Below are 15,283 nucleotides of genomic sequence, written 5' to 3' on the forward strand. Positions count from 1 at the left end.
CGCCCGCCGCGCCATGCGCGATCAGGACTTCCTTTCACCAATTTTCAACGGTGCTGGCAACTGCCGTCAGCAAGGCCAACGCGCCGACAATATCGTGATGGGATGCTGGGGCCGCAAGGGGGTGGAAACGGTGCTGACGACGAAACAGCCAATCTCCCCCGCGAAGGGGGAGATTGGCAGCGTCGGCGCCGCGCCGGTCCTGCGCGCCCTACTTCCCCGCCATCTGGTCGGCAAGCGCCTGCGCCTGGGCAAGCAGCGTGGGGAAGGCCGGGTTGTCGCGCAGGTTCTTGCCCATGCAGGCGCGGAAGTCGCTGTCGCCTTTTGCCCAGGCGGCGTCGGCGGCATCGGATGTATTTTCGTCGCTGTCGTCGGTGGCCTGCTTGACCAGTTTCTGGGCGGCGGCGTCAGCCGCGGTCCACACCGCGTCGCAGGCCGCGATCCTTGGGACGGGCGGTGTCGCGGGCGCCTCGGCGATCATGACACTGTTGCCCTTGACCAGCGTGACGACGATTTCCTGGTCGTAGTTAGGTCCGACGTCCTGTGCCCAGCCGCCGAGGCGGGCGATCGCCATGTCGGCGCCGTCGGGCGTCTTCAGGTTGAAGTCGAGCGTGCCGGTGAAAGCGGCGTCGCTGCCGATCGCCTGGGTGTAGAACGCATCGAGCTTCAGCGCCGCGTCGAAGCTGGTGGGCAGTTTGAGGTCGGCGTCCGTCTCGGCCGCACGCGATTGCAGCCAGCGCTCGACCAGCCCGCGTGTCGACGCCACGATGCTGGGGCCGTCCTCGGTGCCGTGACGCAGCCCGTCCAGCATGCCGAAGCCGACATCGGAGGAACTGAGGCTTTCGATATTGATCCTGCCGGCCGCCGGAAAACCCTTGACCGTGAAAGGTCCAAGAAGCGTCGAAAGGCGCTGTTCGAGATCGGCGCGGGCCTTCTCATTGGCCGCATCGAGCGTTTCCACGGGAGCGTTCGCGCTTTCCATCGCGGCGATGGCCGCGATCGCCTTGTCGCGCGCGGCGATGTAGTCGTCCTCCGGCGAAGCCGCATACGCCGCACCGCTCGCCAGCGCGAACACCAAAGTCCAGACCAGACGCATCGTGAAAACCTCCGTTTTACAAGCTCTTCGCGTGGCTTGGTGGCGATTGTGCGGCGGTGAACTCATGGCGAGACGTGGCGGATATCGGGGCACCAGGACAGCCCTGGCAAGGTCGCAAGCCCTCATGATGAAACCTTCCGATACCCAGGCCGTTATGGCCGTTGTGGCAGACATCAAACCCAAACAGAGGCCGGCCGGCGGCGCCAAGCCAAACGGTGCCAGGAAGCCCCGCCGGGAGAAGGTACCCGATGTCGAGGCCGCATCCGAGGTCGTCGGCGAGGCGGCGCCGCCGCCAGCGGCGGTGGAACCTGATCCGCAGCTGAGCCCCGAACAGGCCGAACAGGCGCGCAAGAAATACCTGCTGAAGCGCTTCTGGATCAGCGCGCGCGGCTATTGGAGCCGGCGGGGCGACAAGCTCGCCTGGCCATGCACGATCGCGCTCCTGATCCTGATCTGCGTCAATGTCGGCTTCCAGTACGGGATCAATGTCTGGAACCGCTCGATCTTCGACGCCATCGAGCAGCGCAATGCGCCGACCGTCTATTTCCTGAGCGCCGTGTTCGTGCCGCTGGTGCTTGGAAGCGTCAGCCTTGTCGTTGCGCAGGTCTATCTGCGCATGACGATCCAGCGCCGCTGGCGCTCCTGGCTCACTACATCCATCATCGGCCGCTGGCTCACCAACGGCCGCTACTACCAGCTCAATCTCGTCAGCGGCGATCACCAGAACCCGGAAGCCCGCATCGCCGACGATTTGCGGATCGCCACCGAATCGCCTGTTGATTTCGTCTCCGGCGTGCTCAACGCGTTCCTGGCGGCCTCGACCTTCATCGTCGTCTTGTGGACCATCGGCGGCGCGCTGACGCTGCCGATCGGCTCCTCGACCGTCACCATTCCGGGCTTTCTCGTCATCACCGCGGTCATCTATGCCGGCATCACCTCCACCTCGATGGTGGTCATCGGCCGGCATTTCGTCGAACTCTCCGAGCAGAAGAACCAGGCGGAAGCGGAATTTCGCTACACGCTGATGCGCGTGCGCGAAAACGGCGAGAGCATCGCCCTGCTCGGCGGCGAGGAGGAGGAGCGCAGCGGCATCGACAGGACCTTCGCCGGCGTGCTGGGGAAGTGGGCGATGCTTGCTGGCCAGCACATGCGCACGGCGCTGGTCTCGCAGGGATCGAGCCTGTTCGCGCCGGTGGTGCCGGTGCTTTTGTGCGCGCCAAAATTCCTCGACGGCTCGATGTCGCTTGGGCAGGTCATGCAGGCGGCATCCGCCTTTGCCATCGTGCAGGGCGCGTTCGGATGGCTGGTCGACAATTACCCGCGCCTGGCCGACTGGAACGCCTCGGCACGGCGCATCGCCTCGCTGATGATGTCGCTGGATGGGCTCGAGCGCGCGGAAGAGAGCGACGCGCTCGGACGCATCAATCGCGGCGAGACCAAGGACGACACGATGCTCAACCTCAACAATCTGTCCGTGTCGCTCGATGACGGCACCGCCGTGGTCAAGGAAACCGAGGTGGTGATCCAGCCGGGCGAGCGGCTGCTGGTGGCCGGCGAATCCGGTTCGGGCAAGAGCACGCTCGTGCGGGCGATAGCGGGCTTGTGGCCGTGGGGCGGCGGCAGCGTCGATTTCCACCCGGGCAAGCGCATGTTCATGCTGCCGCAGCGCCCCTACATCCCCTCGGGCACGCTGCGCCGGGCCGCTGCCTATCCAGGCGCCGCCGAGGATTGGACGATCCCGCAGATCAGGGCTGCCCTCGACAAGGTGGGGCTCGGTCATCTCGGCGACCGGATCGAGGAAGACGCGCCGTGGGACCAGACCCTGTCGGGCGGCGAGAAGCAGCGCCTGGCCTTCGCGCGGCTGCTCCTGCACGCGCCCGATATCATCGTGCTGGACGAGGCGACGGCGGCACTCGACGAGAAGAGCCAGGACAGGATGATGGAGACCATCATCCACGAATTGCCTAATGTGACCATCTTGAGCGTGGCGCACCGCGCCGAGCTGGAGGCCTTCCACAGCCGCAAGATCACGCTCGAGCGGCGCAAGGGTGGCGCCAAGCTGGTCAGCGATATCGACCTCGCCCCGCGCAAACGCAGGGGCTTGCTCGGCCGCGCCCTGTGGGGTTCCGGCACTTCCGCCGAAAAGCGCGGCGCCGCCCGTAAAAAGAGTTGATGACGCTCAGGCGAGTTCTGGTTTCAGCTCAAGGGATGGCCTTCTATCAGCCGCCCAATTCTTCCTGATGCGCCTTGGCGAGGTCGGCCATGCTGTCGAAGCGGAAGTCCACCTTCGGCATCTCGCCGGGATGCATCGTGGCGCCGAAACCCTGATCGGCATGCCGGCGGTGGATCCAGCACGATTTAAGGCCCAGGCGGTTGGTCACGGCATGGTCATGAAACAGGCTTTCGGCCGTGTGCAGGACTTGCTTGTCGCCGATCCCGAGCGTCGCCAGTTTTTCCAGCATATAGTCGAAATTCCGGGGCGACGGCTTGTAGGAGCCGATGTCCTCCGCCGTGTAGATCGCATCGAAATCGACGCCGAGCTTCCTGTTGCTGAAGGAGAAGCTCGTATTGTCGACGTTGGAGAGGATGACGAGCTTGTAGTGCTGCTTGAGGTATTGCAGGGCGGCGGCGGTATCGGCAAAGGCCGGCCAGTCCTTCACGCTTTGGCCATAGGCGATGCATTCCTCCGGCGTGGTCACGACGCCCCATTCCTCGGCGAGCCGCTTGTAGACGACAGCCAGAAGGTCGCAGTAGCGCTTTTGCGGCGTCCAGTCCTGCTGGCTGGATTCGTGCCTGGCATGCGCCTGCAGGATCTCGTCGCGGCCGAGGCCGCGGCCAACCCGCCCGGTCAGCGGCTTCAGGGCGTCGATCATGCCGGATTCCCAATCGATCAGCGTACCGTAGCAGTCGAAGGTCAAGGCCTTGAAATCAGTCAGCTTCATGGTTCACTCCCTTGAGTTGGATAATTGGCTGGCGTTTGCGTGGATCGTGATCAATCGGCTGGCTGCCCGGCTGGGCGCAAACCTGCCTCGCCCTTCGGTGCGGTGCCGCGCGACGATGTCAGCCAGATGCCGACCAGCGTCACCGCGAGGCCAAGGACCATCGCCGCAGAAAGGGGCTCGCCGAAGAGCAGCCAGGCCCAGAGCATCGTCACCGGCGGGCTGAGATAGATCATGCTGCTGACCTGCGCGGCGCTGTGGAGGCGCAGGCTCGCATAATAGACGCCGTAGCAGAAGAAGGTCGAAAACAGCACCAGCCAGGCGATGCCGAACTCGAACCGGCCATCAAGGGGCGGCATCAGCCCGCCTTTCCATTCGGCGCAAGCGGCAAAAAACAGCGCCGCCGTCAGGCATTGGATGCACAGGCTCTGGTGGATGGGCATGTTGATCGTCCCCATCCGCTTCTGCAGCACGGTCGCCAGAGCGAAGACCATCATGGAAGCGATCGTGACCACGTACGCCCAGGCCGGCGCGGTGCCGAGACTGAGGCTGTTCAGCGAGACGACCAGCACGCCGAGCACGCCGAGAGCCGTTCCGGTCCACTGCCTCGATGTCAGCCGGTGGCCGAGAACGGGCTGCGACAGTGCCGCGATGGCGAGGGGGACGAGGTCCGAGATCAGCGCGACCAGGCCGGTCGGCACGCGCTGGCCGATGGCAAGCGCGAAGCCGCCGAGATAGAGGAACATCATCGCCACGCCGAACGCCATCTGCTGGAGCAGCGCCCGGACGCCGATGCGCGGCCCGACCATGAGCGCGAAGGGCAGAAGGACCAGCCCTGACATCAAGGTTCGCCAGAACAGCACGAGCATGACGTCGGCGCTCTCGCTGGCGTAACGGATGCCGACAAAGCCCGAGCTCCAGCTTACGACCAGGGCTGCCGCCAGAAGCGGCCAGGCCAGGCGACGGGACGGAGGTTTCGGGAGCGTCATGCGGTCTCTTCGTCGAAGCGAGTTCGCCAGCGGATCACGGCCGATCTCGGATGCGGGATTTATGGCGGCGCGCAAGCGCCTTTGCACATGACAAATTTCGATATATCCATGAAATAGGCGCGAGATGTGGCATATATGATTGACCTCAAAGCCCGTTCTCTGCCGAAACCTTGAAGCGCTGCTTTCGTTTCAAACGAGGATTGTCATGACTGGAGTGATGAGCCGCCGCCTGGATGTCGATGCCTTGCGGGCGATGGTGGCGATCGAGAAACATGGCGGCGTTACCCGGGCAGCCGAGATGCTCGGCCTGTCGCAATCGGCCGTCAGCCACAAGATCAGGCGGCTGGAAGCGAGTCTCGACTGCGAAATCCTCAGCCGCAAGGCGAATGCGCCGATGTTCACCAGTTCAGGGCAGGATCTGCTGGGCTATGCCAGGCGCATCCTGGGCATCCATGACGAGGCGATCCTGAGCCTGTCGAAGAGCACGCTGCAAGGCAAGATCGCTTTGGGGATGACCGAGGATACGACCTGCACGGACCTTTCGCGCATCCTTGGCCGGTTTCGCCGGCTGTACCCCGAGGTGAGCGTGCGCACGCAGGTGCGTATGAGCCTTGCCTTGCAGAAGCTGTTGGGCGAGGGCGCGCTCGACGCTGCCATCATCCAGGTGTTCCAGCACGACGTCCGCCCCACCGATGTCCCGCTGTTCCGCGAGACCCTGCATTGGGTGAAGTCGCCCGAGCTGACCCTTGGGAAAGGCGACCCGGTGCCGTTCCTGTCCTTCGACGAGAACTGCTTCTATCGCCGTTGGGGCCTCGATCTCGGCCAGGACGAGGGAACGGTGTTCGAGATCGTGTTCGAATGTTCGAGCGCGGCCGGCATCATCGCCGGCGTGACCTCCGGCCTCGGCGTGGCGCTGCTCAGCCAGCGCCATCTGCGGCCCGGCATGGAGATCGTCGACAAGTCGTTCCCCAAGCCTCCGGACCTCGCCTACGTCATTCGCCGCACCCGCAACGTCCGCAATCCCGCGCTGGAGACGCTGGTGCGGGAGATAGAGGCTGAGGTGAAGCGCCACGGGACCCTGCAGATCGCGGTGTGAGGAGGCGTGATTAGCGTTGGCGCCCGTGCGCCCGGTCGATGATATCGCGCGCTCGAGCCTCTCGCCTCATTTCCGGAGTATCTTCTCCATCGCTTTCCCCTTCGCAAGCTCGTCGATCAGCTTATCGAGGTAGCGAATTTCCTTCATCCGTGGATCCTCAATATCTTCCACGCGGACGCCGCAGACCACCCCTGTAATCAAATTCCGCAAAGGATTCAGTCGAGGGGCCTGACCAAAGAAATCCTCGAAGCTGGTTTTCTTCTCCAGTTCGGCGTCGAGTTCTTTCTCGGTGTAGCCCGTCAGCCAGCGGATGATCTCATCGACCTCGGCTCTGGTGCGTCCTTTCCTTTGCGCCTTGGCGACATAGTGCGGATAGACGCTGGCAAAGCTTGTGGAATAGATTCGATGCTCCGTCATGACGTGCCCTTACCGGTGGCGCCTATCGCCCGCACTCAACTTTGCCTCCAATGCGCAGGTCTCAGCAATTGGCGCAGGACCGACTCCAATCTTCCCGCCGCCCTTCACCCGTTCCTTTTCTCCACCTCAGCCTTGCGCAACAAGAACCGTTGGATCTTGCCGCTAGGGGTCTTCGGCAATTCCCCGACGAAGTCGATCTCGCGCGGATAGGCATGGGCCGAGAGGCGTTTGCGGACATGCTGCGCCAGTTCTTCGGCGAGTTCCGGGCTGCCCTCGTAGGCGGGCGCCAGGATGACGAAGGCCTTGACGATCTCGGTGCGCTGCGGGTCGGGTACGCCGACCACCGCCGCCTCGTTGACGGCGGGATGTTCGATCAGCGCGCTTTCGACGTCGAAGGGGCCGATGCGGTAGCCTGACGAGGTGATGACGTCGTCGGCGCGGCCGATGAAGGAGACCGAGCCGTCCGGCTCGTATTCCACCGTGTCGCCGGTGCGGTAGTAGCCGCCCGATATGGCCGGCGTTTCGGCCTGGTGGTAGCCGTCGAACCAGCGCAACGGCGAGTTGGCGATGTCGACGGCGAGGATGCCGGGCTGGTTGGGGCCGAGCTCGTTGCCGGCCTCGTCCAGCACCACCATGCGATAGCCCGGCATGGCAAAGCCCGCCGAGCCGGCGCGGACAGGGTGCGCCAGGCCGTGATGGTTGTTGACCATCATGCCGTTCTCGGTCTGGCCGTAATGGTCGTGGATGGGCGCGGCGAGATGGGCGTCGAACCAGCGGATCACTTCCGGGTTGAGCGGCTCGCCGGCGCTGCTCACCACACGCAGCCGGCCTTTTGCACGCGCGGCGGCGTCGGGACCTTCGGCGAGCAGCAGGCGGAAGGCGGTGGGCGAGCCGGCAAGGCTGGTGACGCCAAGCCGCTCGATGACATCATAGGTGTTTTTGGCGGTGAAGGCGCCCTCGTTGAAGGTCGTGGCGATGCCGAGCAGCAGGGGTCCCGTGATGGCGTAGTAGAGGCCATAGGCCCAACCCGGATCGGCGATGTTCCAGAAGATGTCGTCTGGGCGCAGGCCGATCGCGTCGCGCATATAGGCGCCGAAGGCGAGCAGCGCGTTGAGCGGCACCGGCACGCCCTTCGGCAGGCCGGTGGTGCCCGAGGTCGACATCATCATGAACAGGTCTTCGCCCTTGCGCATCACCGGGTCGCAGTTGGGTGAGGCGGCGGCAAGCGCAGCACGGAAATCGATGTCGCCCGGGGACAGGGCGTCGCCAGCACCGAGGATGGTGGCGATTTGCGGAGGGTTCGCGACCTCGTCGAGCTTGCCGCGATTGGCCGGATTGGTCACCACCAGCCTGGCGCCGCTGTAGCCAAGCCGGTGTTCGATCGCCTTCGGGCCGAAGGCAGTGAACAGCGGCTGGTAGACCGCGCCGATGCGCCAGGCGCCGAGGATCAGCGCCACCAGTTCGGGGATGCGCGGCAGCATGCCGGCCACGACATCGCCCGGGCCGACGCCCAACTCCTTCAGCAGAGTGCCGACGCGGCCGGACATGTCGGCGAGATCCTCGAAGCTGAATTCGCTGAGTTCGCCGCCGGCAGAGATGGCGCGCAGCGCCAGGCGGTTTCCGCCGGTGTGCCGGCCGCAGCATTCGACATAGGCGTTGATGCCGGTCGCGGGGTCGCCCTGCAGTCTCGCGATCTCATCCTCAATACGAAAGCTTGCAACGGCATCGTCATAGCGCGGCAAGCCGGCTTGCTGCTTGGTCATGAAAATCCTCCCTGGCGGTGCGCCATCTCCCCATGGCGCGCTGTCGCGGCGACATTGACATCAGATGGCGCCGATGGGCAACGGCGAGTGCCTGTTCCTTTGTATTGACGCAACTCCGGACGAAAAACCGCTACACACTTTTCCCGGAATTGCGCTTACAGGTTCGCCTCGGCGAAGATGCGTGCCGCCCAGTCGAGAAAGACGCGCAGGCGCGGCGAAAGCTGCCGGTTCTGCGGATAGAGCGCCGACAGCGGTGTCGGCGAGGGCGGATACCCGGCCAGCACCTCGACCAGTGTTCCCTCTGCCAAATCCTTCTCGAAGCGATAGCGCGGCGCCTGGATGAGACCGAGGCCAAGCCGGGCGAGGTCGGCGGCGGTGTCGGAATTGTTGGCGGCGACGCGGCCGGGCAGCCTGACCTCGCGCGTCTTGCCGCCGACGGTGAATTCGAAGGGCAGCACTTCGCCGGTGCGGGAGGAGACGAAACCGATCGCCTGGTGGCCGTCCAGCGCATCGGGGGAGGCGGGCGTGCCGTGGCGGGAGAGATAGGCGGGGCTGGCGCAGGTCATCTCGCGGATCATGCCAAGGCGGCGCATGATCATGCCGCTGTCCGGCGGCTCGCCGACGCGGATGACGCAGTCGACGCCCTCGCGCACCAGGTCGACCAGCCGGTCGCTCTGGCCGATCTGCAGGTCGATCCTGGCATAGCGGGCGAGGAATTCCGGCAGGCGCGGCAACAGGAAGGTGCGTGTGAGCAGCGTGCTGGCGTCGATGCGCAGCAGGCCGAAGGGTTCGGCATTGCGGAAGGCGGCCTCGGCATCCTCGATCTCGGCCAGGATGGACAGGCAGCGCCGGTAATAGGCCTCGCCGTCCTGCGTGGCGTTCACCTGGCGCGTGGTGCGCTCGAGCAGCCTTGCGCCGAGATGTTCTTCCAGCCGCCGGACCGCTTCCGTCGCGGTCGAGCGCGGCAGGCCGAGATCGGCGGCGGCAGCGGTGAAGCTGCGCCGCTCCAGCACGCGAACGAAGAGCCGCATCGTGTCCAGGCGATCCATGGTCTTTGTTCGCAGTTTCCGAATAGTGATGTCAAGACAAGGCTGATTATCCGGAAGTTGGTTCGGCCTATATCCGTCTCACCAATAAGAAGGAGAGACTTCCATGACTTCAGGCCAAACGAGCACGGGCCAAACTAAAGCGGCGATCGTGACCGGCGCCTCCAAGGGCATCGGCGCGGCGATCGCGCGGCGGCTCGCCCGTGACGGCATCGCCGTCGTCGTCAATTACGCGCGGGGACAGGCCGAGGCCGAGGCGCTGGTGCGCGCCATCGAAGCCGATGGCGGCAAGGCGATCGCCGTGCAAGCCGATATCGCGGTTCCGGCCGGTATCGCCAGCCTCTTCGACGCCGGCGAGAAGGCGTTCGGAGGCATCGATATACTGGTCAACAATGCCGGCATCATGAAGCTTTCGCCGATCGCACAGGCCGATGATGCCTTCTTCGACACCCAGGTCGCGATCAATCTCGGCGGCGTGTTCCGTGGCATGCGCGAAGGCGCAAAACGCATTCGCGATGGCGGCCGCATCGTCAATTTTTCGAGCAGCGTGGTCGGCCTCTACCAGCCGGGTTACGGCGTCTATGCCGCCACCAAGGCGGCGGGAGAGGCGATGACGCACATTCTGGCCAAGGAGCTTGGCGCGCGCGGCATCACCGTCAACGCGGTGGCGCCCGGACCGGTCGAGACGGCGCTGTTCACCGATGGCAAGAGCGCGGCGCAGATCGAGGCCACGGCCAAGATGATCCCGCTCGGCAGGCTCGGCCAGCCCGACGACATTGCCGGCGTGGTCTCGTTCCTGGCCGGGCCGGACAGTGCCTGGGTCAACGGGCAAATCATCCGCGCCAATGGCGGCGTGATCTGAAGGAGGCTGGCCGCTGCTGCTGTGGCGGCCTGCCTCCCGTTCCATTCGAAACCTAGCCCAAACGATTGAGAAGACAAGGAAAAGACCATGCCATTCGCCAATATCAAGATGCCGCAGGCGGCGCTCTCCAAGGCACAGAAAGAAGACCTCATCCATCGCACGACCGCCATGTTCGTCGACTTTTTCGGCGAGGGCGTGCGGCCCTACACGATGGTGCTTGTGGAGGAAGTCGCCGATGGCGGCTATGGCCGCGCCGACGAAGTGTTCGTGGTGCCGGACGCTTTTCGCGCCAAGGACTAAGGTTGCCGATGTCCGGCCGGCCTGCACATGGCTCACGCCCGCGCTTCCGGTACTCACATGCTCAAAAGCACCCTCCGTTAGCCGCAGCATGGCCCGGCGGAGGGGCCACAGCAGGCCTTGGCCTTCTTTTCCTCCTCCAGCCAGCGGTCGCGCGGCTTGCAACTCGCTGGCCGTGGCGCAAGCGCGACATGCACGGCGCCGTCGGCCAGCCGGGGCAGGGCGGCCCGGTAGAGCTGCATCGGGCGCACGCCGTCGCTGACCTCGAAGGTCAGCTTGGCCGCCTGGTCGAGACCGACATGCTCGGTCACTTTCCGGATGATCGCCGCGAATTTTCCAGCCGGCATATGGGTGCGGTCCTCATTGACGTCCCATAGCTGCACGAAGATCTCCGACCATGATTCCGGATTCCCGCCGCAGTCGAGCGCGTCGAAGCGGCCGGCCTTGACCTCGGTGACATGGTAGCCCGGCAACACTGGCCCGCCTTCATGGAAAAACACCAGTGGCTTTTCCCTGTGATCCGCCAGAAAGTCCAGCAAGCCGGCCATGGTGATGTCCCGGGGGTCGGCCGTGATCACGGGATCAAATTCCCGATTGTCAGAGGCGAGCATGTGCGATAATCCTTGGTTCAATATTCATAGGATTGTTGAAATATGAATGAACGTCAAGCCCTGGCGGCCTTCGCGGCGCTGTCGCAGGAAACACGGCTGCGCGTGCTGCGCCATCTGGTGATCGCCGGCCCCGACGGCATCGCCGCCGGGGCGATCGCCGAAAAGGTCGAGGTTTCGGCGTCCAACGTCAGCTTCCACCTTAAGGAGCTTGAACGCGCGGGGCTGGTGAGCGTGCGCCGCGATTCCCGCTCCATGGTCTACAGCGCCGAGTATGACATGCTGAGCGGTCTTATCCGCTTCCTGATGGAGGATTGTTGCTCCAGCCGGCCGGAAATCTGCGCGCCGGCGGTGTTGCCGGGCTGCTGTGCGGCCGACACGCGGGAGCCTGCCCGATGACTGGCGGCCACACTGTGCCTGGCGCGTCCTCCATCCGGGACATGGCCGGTTTTGATTTGCCGCGCCGGCTCACGGCGGAAGCTCTCGGCACCGGCTTGCTGGTGGCCACGGTGGTCGGCTCCGGTATCATGGCGCAGTCGCTGACGACCGATCGCGCACTGACGCTGCTTGGCAACACTTTGCCGACGGGCGCGATCCTCGTGGTGCTCATCACGATACTGGGGCCGGTCTCGGGCGCTCATTTCAATCCGGCCGTTTCAATGGTCCTGGCGCTGTCGCGCCGGCTGCCGGCGAGCGACTGCGCCTGGTATGTGCTCGCCCAACTCTCGGGCGGCGTCGCCGGCACGGTCGGCGCGCACCTGATGTTCGGGCTTTCGCCGCTCGCCTTGTCGACGCATGACCGAACGGGACCCGCGCTCTGGCTTTCGGATGGGATCGCGACCTTCGGGTTGCTGGCGGTCATTCTCGCCGGCCTGCGTTTCGAGCGCTCGGCCATCCCCTGGCTAGTCGGCCTCTATATCACCGCCGCCTACTGGTTCACCGCATCGACATCGTTCGCCAACCCAGCGGTCGCGGCCGCACGGTCACTGACGGACAGTTTTCCGGAATCAGTCCGGCAAGCCTGCCGGGCTTCATCGCCGCCGAACTGGCCGGCGCGGGCATTGCCCTGGCGCTGACGACATGGCTGCTGCAGCCGCACGTTCAACCGTTCCCCATCGAGGCCAGGCCATGACGATCACCATCTACCACAATCCGGACTGCGGCACCTCGCGCAACACGCTCGCCATGATCAGGGCGAGCGGCGAGGAGCCGACCATCGTCGAATATCTGAAACATCCGCCGCCACGTGCGCGGCTGGAGCAGTTGATAGCGACGCTCGAAATTCCCGTGCGCGCCCTGCTGCGTGAAAAGGGCACCCCCTATGCCGAACTGGGCCTGGCCGATCCAAAATGGTCCGACGGCCAACTGCTCGATGCCATGCTCGAGCATCCGATCCTGATTAACCGGCCGATCGTCGAAACGCCGAGAGGGACACGGCTGTGCCGTCCGTCCGAGCTTGTGCTGGATCTGCTCGACCACCCGGTGAGCCGGTTCACCAAGGAAGACGGCGAGGTGGTGAGCCATGACCGCGGTAGGCAATGATGGAAGCCTTGCAAAAGCCGAGACCGCGGAGCGTGCCCCGATAGCGGCTGTCGCCGCGCTCGGGATCACCCAGATTATCGGCTACGGTACGCTTTATTACAGTTTCAGCATCCTTGCCGGCGACATGGCGAAGGATATGGGCTGGCCAACCGAATGGATATTCGGCGCGCTATCGGCCGCGCTGCTGGCCGGCGGGCTAACCGCCCCCTTGCTCGGCGGCTGGATCGACCGTTTTGGCGCGGGACGGATCATGACCGCCGGCTCGGCCGTTGCTGCCGCTGCGCTTGCCGCCTGTGCCTATGCGCCCAACGGTCCAGCCTTCGTCGGCGCGCTGATTGCGCTGGAGGCAGCATCGAACCTTGTCCAATACGGCGCGGCCTTCGCGCTGCTGGTCCAGATACGGCCGCGTGCCGCGCAGCGCAGCATAACCTATCTCACCCTCGTCGCCGGTTTCGCATCGACAGTCTTCTGGCCGATCACATCGGCCATGCATGCGCATTTGCCTTGGCGAGACGTCTACCTCGTCTTTGCCGGGCTGAACCTGCTGGTCTGCCTGCCGCTGCACGCCTGGCTCTCGCAGGGGCTGGCCAGGAGCAGGCGCGCGGCGATCGAGCCGCCACGGCACGTCGCGGGATCGCTGCCGGCCCCGGCGCGGCCGCTCGGCTTTGCCTTGATGGTTGTCGCTTTCTCGCTCCAGAACCTGGTCAGCGCCGCCGTGCTGGTCCATATGGTGCCGCTGCTGTCCGGGCTTGGTCTGGGTGCCGCCGCCGCCATCGTCGGAACGCTGTTCGGGCCGTCGCAGGTGCTCAGCCGTTTCATCAATATGGTCTACGGGATCAACCTGCCGCCGCTGCGGCTCGCCATCATCTCAGCCGTGTTGATGACGGCGGGCGTGGCCATCCTGCTTGGCACCGCGCCTTCGATCGCCGGCGCGATGGCGTTCGCCATCGTCTTCGGAATGGGCAACGGGCTGTTCAGCATCGTCACCGGGGCACTGCCGCTGATGCTGTTCGGCAGCGAAGGCTATGGCCGGCTGCAGGGACGCGCCATGTCCGCCCGCCTGATCGTCTCGGCGGTCGCGCCGTTCGCCCTGGCATTGGCGATGGCCCATATCGGCATTTCCTGGTCGCTGGGCCTGATGGCACTTGTTGGCTGTCTGGCTCTGCTGGTGCTGGCGGCGATCGCGAAAGTGTCGAGCGCCACCTGAAACCGGGCAGGAATGCCCAGAGGCGGTTTGGCGCCACTCCGCCGGCTCAATTTCCCCTCTCGGAACCGTCGTGGATCGGCTTGTGATGCCTCAAATCGTCCGGCCGCAGCAGCGGATGTCTGGCGTTTCAAAACCGGCTCGCCGAACAGTGGCTACGCGCCTTTGTCACGACGGCAGGTTCATCTGTTTTCGGAGGCTTTTGTCGAAGGCATGCGCGGGAACAAACCGTCGCAGCAGGTATAGGCGACGCGCCTGCTTGCTGGCGGGATAGCGCAGCTTCGGCGATGTCGCGGTGGCCGCGGTGACGACCGCCTGGCCGACGACCTCGGGAGCATCGCCGGTTTCGATCGCCCTGTTCCAGACCGCGGTTGCCGTTGCCCGCGCCTGGTCATAGACACTCATCATCCTGTCCGGCTTCGTCGCATTGTGATCGAGAGCCGTACGGGTGAAGGCCGGTTCGACCAGCAGGACGCGAATACCGAAGGGGCGGACCTCATGGTCCAGCGACTCGGAGTAGCCCTCGACGGCATGTTTCGTGGATGTGTAGAGCGCGCTGAACGGGCTGGGGACAAAGCCGACAACCGAGCTGATGTTGACGATCCGGCCGCCGCCCTGACGTCGCATGATCGGCAGCACCTCGTTTGTGACGCGGATGAGACCGAAGACGTTGACGTCGAAAAGGGTCTTTGCCTGTTCGACGGACGATTCTTCCGCACCCGCGATCAGTGCATTGCCGGCATTGTTGACCAGCAGGTCGATGCGCCCGGCCTGGCTTATCACTTGCGACACCATGCTTGCGACGGAGTCCGCGTCGGTTACGTCGCAGCTCAGCATCGTGATCCCGGGCGGTGACCCGGTCGCGGCTTTCCGGCTCGTGCCGAAGACGCGGTAGCCGGCCGACTGAAGGGCTTTGGCTGTCGCGAGCCCGATGCCGCCCGCTGCTCCGGTGACGACGGCGACGCCGCGATGTTTGTTGTTCATTTCAATTTCCTTCGAGATGCATGATCATGACGCTTTGTGCCGACGGACTTGTCAGCCGTGTACGCTCAGATGAAGCATGGGGTGATGTTCGTAATGGCCGGCGCCATTTCTCACGATGGGGTCTTGTGAGGTTATCGCCTGGATGTCCTGGTCGTCGGCGATCCGGTATAGCGACAAGCCATAGCCGCCGCCTGGATCCATCACCGGACCATGGGCGACGATCAGTCCGCGGTCGAGCAACTCGTCCAAGAAGGCGCCATGCTGCCTCATCCATTCCCGCTCGTCGCCAGTCATCGATGCAAGAAAGTCGGCACGGGGCGGGATGTACTTGCACAGATAGAATTTCATTTGGGACTCCAGCGGCGCGATGACCGGCCGTCACCATCATTTTTCGGTGGAACGGCCTCGCGAGATCAGATACTATCAAATCAGTAGTAAGTCAC

Annotated in this window: 16 protein-coding genes and 1 pseudogene; 8 read left to right on the plus strand and 9 right to left on the minus strand. The window is 64.6% G+C overall.

From position 1 onward, the window contains the following. Positions 1-208: 208 nt before the first annotated feature. Positions 209-1,093, minus strand: a complete 885-nt coding sequence (locus tag MESAU_RS15040; protein WP_015316885.1) for a hypothetical protein — start codon at positions 1,091-1,093, stop codon at positions 209-211. Between the two features lie 124 nt (positions 1,094-1,217). Between MESAU_RS15040 and MESAU_RS15045 the strand changes: the two genes are divergently transcribed. Next, positions 1,218-3,266, plus strand: a complete 2,049-nt coding sequence (locus MESAU_RS15045) for an ABC transporter ATP-binding protein/permease (protein ID WP_015316886.1) — start codon at positions 1,218-1,220, stop codon at positions 3,264-3,266. Between the two features lie 46 nt (positions 3,267-3,312). On the opposite strand, the gene MESAU_RS15050 is transcribed toward MESAU_RS15045, so the two are convergent. Continuing rightward, entirely contained in the window at positions 3,313-4,035 is a 723-nt protein-coding gene (locus tag MESAU_RS15050) for a haloacid dehalogenase type II (protein WP_015316887.1), read from the minus strand. Positions 4,036-4,085: 50 nt separating this feature from the next. After that, positions 4,086-5,021: a DMT family transporter gene (locus MESAU_RS15055; RefSeq protein ID WP_015316888.1), complete on the minus strand. Its 936-nt coding sequence runs from the start codon at positions 5,019-5,021 to the stop codon at positions 4,086-4,088. Between the two features lie 205 nt (positions 5,022-5,226). Between MESAU_RS15055 and MESAU_RS15060 the strand changes: the two genes are divergently transcribed. Next, positions 5,227-6,117: a LysR family transcriptional regulator gene (locus tag MESAU_RS15060; protein WP_015316889.1), complete on the plus strand. Its 891-nt coding sequence runs from the start codon at positions 5,227-5,229 to the stop codon at positions 6,115-6,117. A gap of 66 nt (positions 6,118-6,183) precedes the next feature. On the opposite strand, the gene MESAU_RS15065 is transcribed toward MESAU_RS15060, so the two are convergent. The 3 genes from MESAU_RS15065 to MESAU_RS15075 all read right to left on the minus strand — a co-directional run bounded on the left by MESAU_RS15065 (position 6,184) and on the right by MESAU_RS15075 (position 9,346). Then, complete coding sequence (locus tag MESAU_RS15065; RefSeq protein WP_015316890.1) at positions 6,184-6,534, minus strand: DUF2200 domain-containing protein; 351 nt, start codon at positions 6,532-6,534, stop codon at positions 6,184-6,186. Between the two features lie 104 nt (positions 6,535-6,638). Next, positions 6,639-8,297, minus strand: coding sequence for an acyl-CoA synthetase (locus MESAU_RS15070; RefSeq protein ID WP_015316891.1), 1,659 nt, complete (start codon positions 8,295-8,297; stop codon positions 6,639-6,641). A 155-nt stretch (positions 8,298-8,452) separates the two neighbouring features. Next, a complete protein-coding gene (locus MESAU_RS15075) occupies positions 8,453-9,346 on the minus strand; it encodes a LysR family transcriptional regulator (RefSeq protein ID WP_015316892.1) in 894 nt (297 codons plus the stop codon). A gap of 103 nt (positions 9,347-9,449) precedes the next feature. Between MESAU_RS15075 and MESAU_RS15080 the strand changes: the two genes are divergently transcribed. Next, the gene (locus tag MESAU_RS15080; RefSeq protein ID WP_015316893.1) at positions 9,450-10,205 is read left to right on the plus strand and encodes an SDR family oxidoreductase; all 756 of its coding nucleotides are present in this window, start codon (positions 9,450-9,452) and stop codon (positions 10,203-10,205) included. A gap of 87 nt (positions 10,206-10,292) precedes the next feature. Then, positions 10,293-10,505, plus strand: coding sequence for a tautomerase family protein (locus tag MESAU_RS15085; protein ID WP_015316894.1), 213 nt, complete (start codon positions 10,293-10,295; stop codon positions 10,503-10,505). Between the two features lie 77 nt (positions 10,506-10,582). Here the strand turns inward: MESAU_RS15085 and MESAU_RS15090 are convergent, their stop codons facing one another. Further along, the gene (locus MESAU_RS15090; protein WP_015316895.1) at positions 10,583-11,113 is read right to left on the minus strand and encodes a DUF6428 family protein; all 531 of its coding nucleotides are present in this window, start codon (positions 11,111-11,113) and stop codon (positions 10,583-10,585) included. A gap of 42 nt (positions 11,114-11,155) precedes the next feature. On the opposite strand from MESAU_RS15090, the gene MESAU_RS15095 reads away from it, so the two are divergent. From MESAU_RS15095 to arsK, 4 genes and pseudogenes are all read left to right on the plus strand, one after another. Beyond that, positions 11,156-11,509, plus strand: a complete 354-nt coding sequence (locus MESAU_RS15095) for an ArsR/SmtB family transcription factor (RefSeq protein WP_015316896.1) — start codon at positions 11,156-11,158, stop codon at positions 11,507-11,509. A 41-nt stretch (positions 11,510-11,550) separates the two neighbouring features. After that, a pseudogene (locus MESAU_RS15100) lies at positions 11,551-12,242 on the plus strand (aquaporin). After that, positions 12,239-12,652 carry an arsenate reductase (glutaredoxin) gene (gene arsC / locus MESAU_RS15105; protein WP_015316898.1) on the plus strand — a complete coding sequence of 138 codons (414 nt, stop codon included), beginning with the start codon at positions 12,239-12,241 and terminating at the stop codon, positions 12,650-12,652. Before MESAU_RS15100 ends, arsC begins: the two are co-directional and overlap by 4 nt. Next, the gene (arsK, locus tag MESAU_RS15110) at positions 12,633-13,859 is read left to right on the plus strand and encodes an arsenite efflux MFS transporter ArsK (protein WP_015316899.1); all 1,227 of its coding nucleotides are present in this window, start codon (positions 12,633-12,635) and stop codon (positions 13,857-13,859) included. The genes arsC and arsK overlap by 20 nt, the downstream gene beginning before the upstream one ends. Before the next feature lie 165 nt (positions 13,860-14,024). Here the strand turns inward: arsK and MESAU_RS15115 are convergent, their stop codons facing one another. Beyond that, positions 14,025-14,840, minus strand: coding sequence for an oxidoreductase (locus MESAU_RS15115; RefSeq protein WP_015316900.1), 816 nt, complete (start codon positions 14,838-14,840; stop codon positions 14,025-14,027). Between the two features lie 51 nt (positions 14,841-14,891). Next, a complete protein-coding gene (locus tag MESAU_RS15120) occupies positions 14,892-15,188 on the minus strand; it encodes a YciI family protein (RefSeq protein ID WP_015316901.1) in 297 nt (98 codons plus the stop codon). Positions 15,189-15,283: the final 95 nt, after the last annotated feature.

The sequence above is a fragment of the Mesorhizobium australicum WSM2073 genome (assembly GCF_000230995.2).
Classification (GTDB): domain Bacteria; phylum Pseudomonadota; class Alphaproteobacteria; order Rhizobiales; family Rhizobiaceae; genus Mesorhizobium; species Mesorhizobium australicum.

Excerpts from the sequence above, each read along its gene's own strand:
- MESAU_RS15040 (WP_015316885.1), bottom strand. The coding sequence starts at position 1,093 with ATGCGTCTGGTCTGGACTTTGGTGTTCGCGCTGGCGAGCGGTGCGGCG.
- MESAU_RS15045 (WP_015316886.1), top strand. The coding sequence starts at position 1,218 with ATGATGAAACCTTCCGATACCCAGGCCGTTATGGCCGTTGTGGCAGAC.
- MESAU_RS15050 (WP_015316887.1), bottom strand. The coding sequence starts at position 4,035 with ATGAAGCTGACTGATTTCAAGGCCTTGACCTTCGACTGCTACGGTACG.
- MESAU_RS15055 (WP_015316888.1), bottom strand. The coding sequence starts at position 5,021 with ATGACGCTCCCGAAACCTCCGTCCCGTCGCCTGGCCTGGCCGCTTCTG.
- MESAU_RS15060 (WP_015316889.1), top strand. The coding sequence starts at position 5,227 with ATGACTGGAGTGATGAGCCGCCGCCTGGATGTCGATGCCTTGCGGGCG.
- MESAU_RS15065 (WP_015316890.1), bottom strand. The coding sequence starts at position 6,534 with ATGACGGAGCATCGAATCTATTCCACAAGCTTTGCCAGCGTCTATCCG.
- MESAU_RS15070 (WP_015316891.1), bottom strand. The coding sequence starts at position 8,297 with ATGACCAAGCAGCAAGCCGGCTTGCCGCGCTATGACGATGCCGTTGCA.
- MESAU_RS15075 (WP_015316892.1), bottom strand. The coding sequence starts at position 9,346 with ATGGATCGCCTGGACACGATGCGGCTCTTCGTTCGCGTGCTGGAGCGG.
- MESAU_RS15080 (WP_015316893.1), top strand. The coding sequence starts at position 9,450 with ATGACTTCAGGCCAAACGAGCACGGGCCAAACTAAAGCGGCGATCGTG.
- MESAU_RS15085 (WP_015316894.1), top strand. The coding sequence starts at position 10,293 with ATGCCATTCGCCAATATCAAGATGCCGCAGGCGGCGCTCTCCAAGGCA.
- MESAU_RS15090 (WP_015316895.1), bottom strand. The coding sequence starts at position 11,113 with ATGCTCGCCTCTGACAATCGGGAATTTGATCCCGTGATCACGGCCGAC.
- MESAU_RS15095 (WP_015316896.1), top strand. The coding sequence starts at position 11,156 with ATGAATGAACGTCAAGCCCTGGCGGCCTTCGCGGCGCTGTCGCAGGAA.
- arsC (WP_015316898.1), top strand. The coding sequence starts at position 12,239 with ATGACGATCACCATCTACCACAATCCGGACTGCGGCACCTCGCGCAAC.
- arsK (WP_015316899.1), top strand. The coding sequence starts at position 12,633 with ATGACCGCGGTAGGCAATGATGGAAGCCTTGCAAAAGCCGAGACCGCG.
- MESAU_RS15115 (WP_015316900.1), bottom strand. The coding sequence starts at position 14,840 with ATGAACAACAAACATCGCGGCGTCGCCGTCGTCACCGGAGCAGCGGGC.
- MESAU_RS15120 (WP_015316901.1), bottom strand. The coding sequence starts at position 15,188 with ATGAAATTCTATCTGTGCAAGTACATCCCGCCCCGTGCCGACTTTCTT.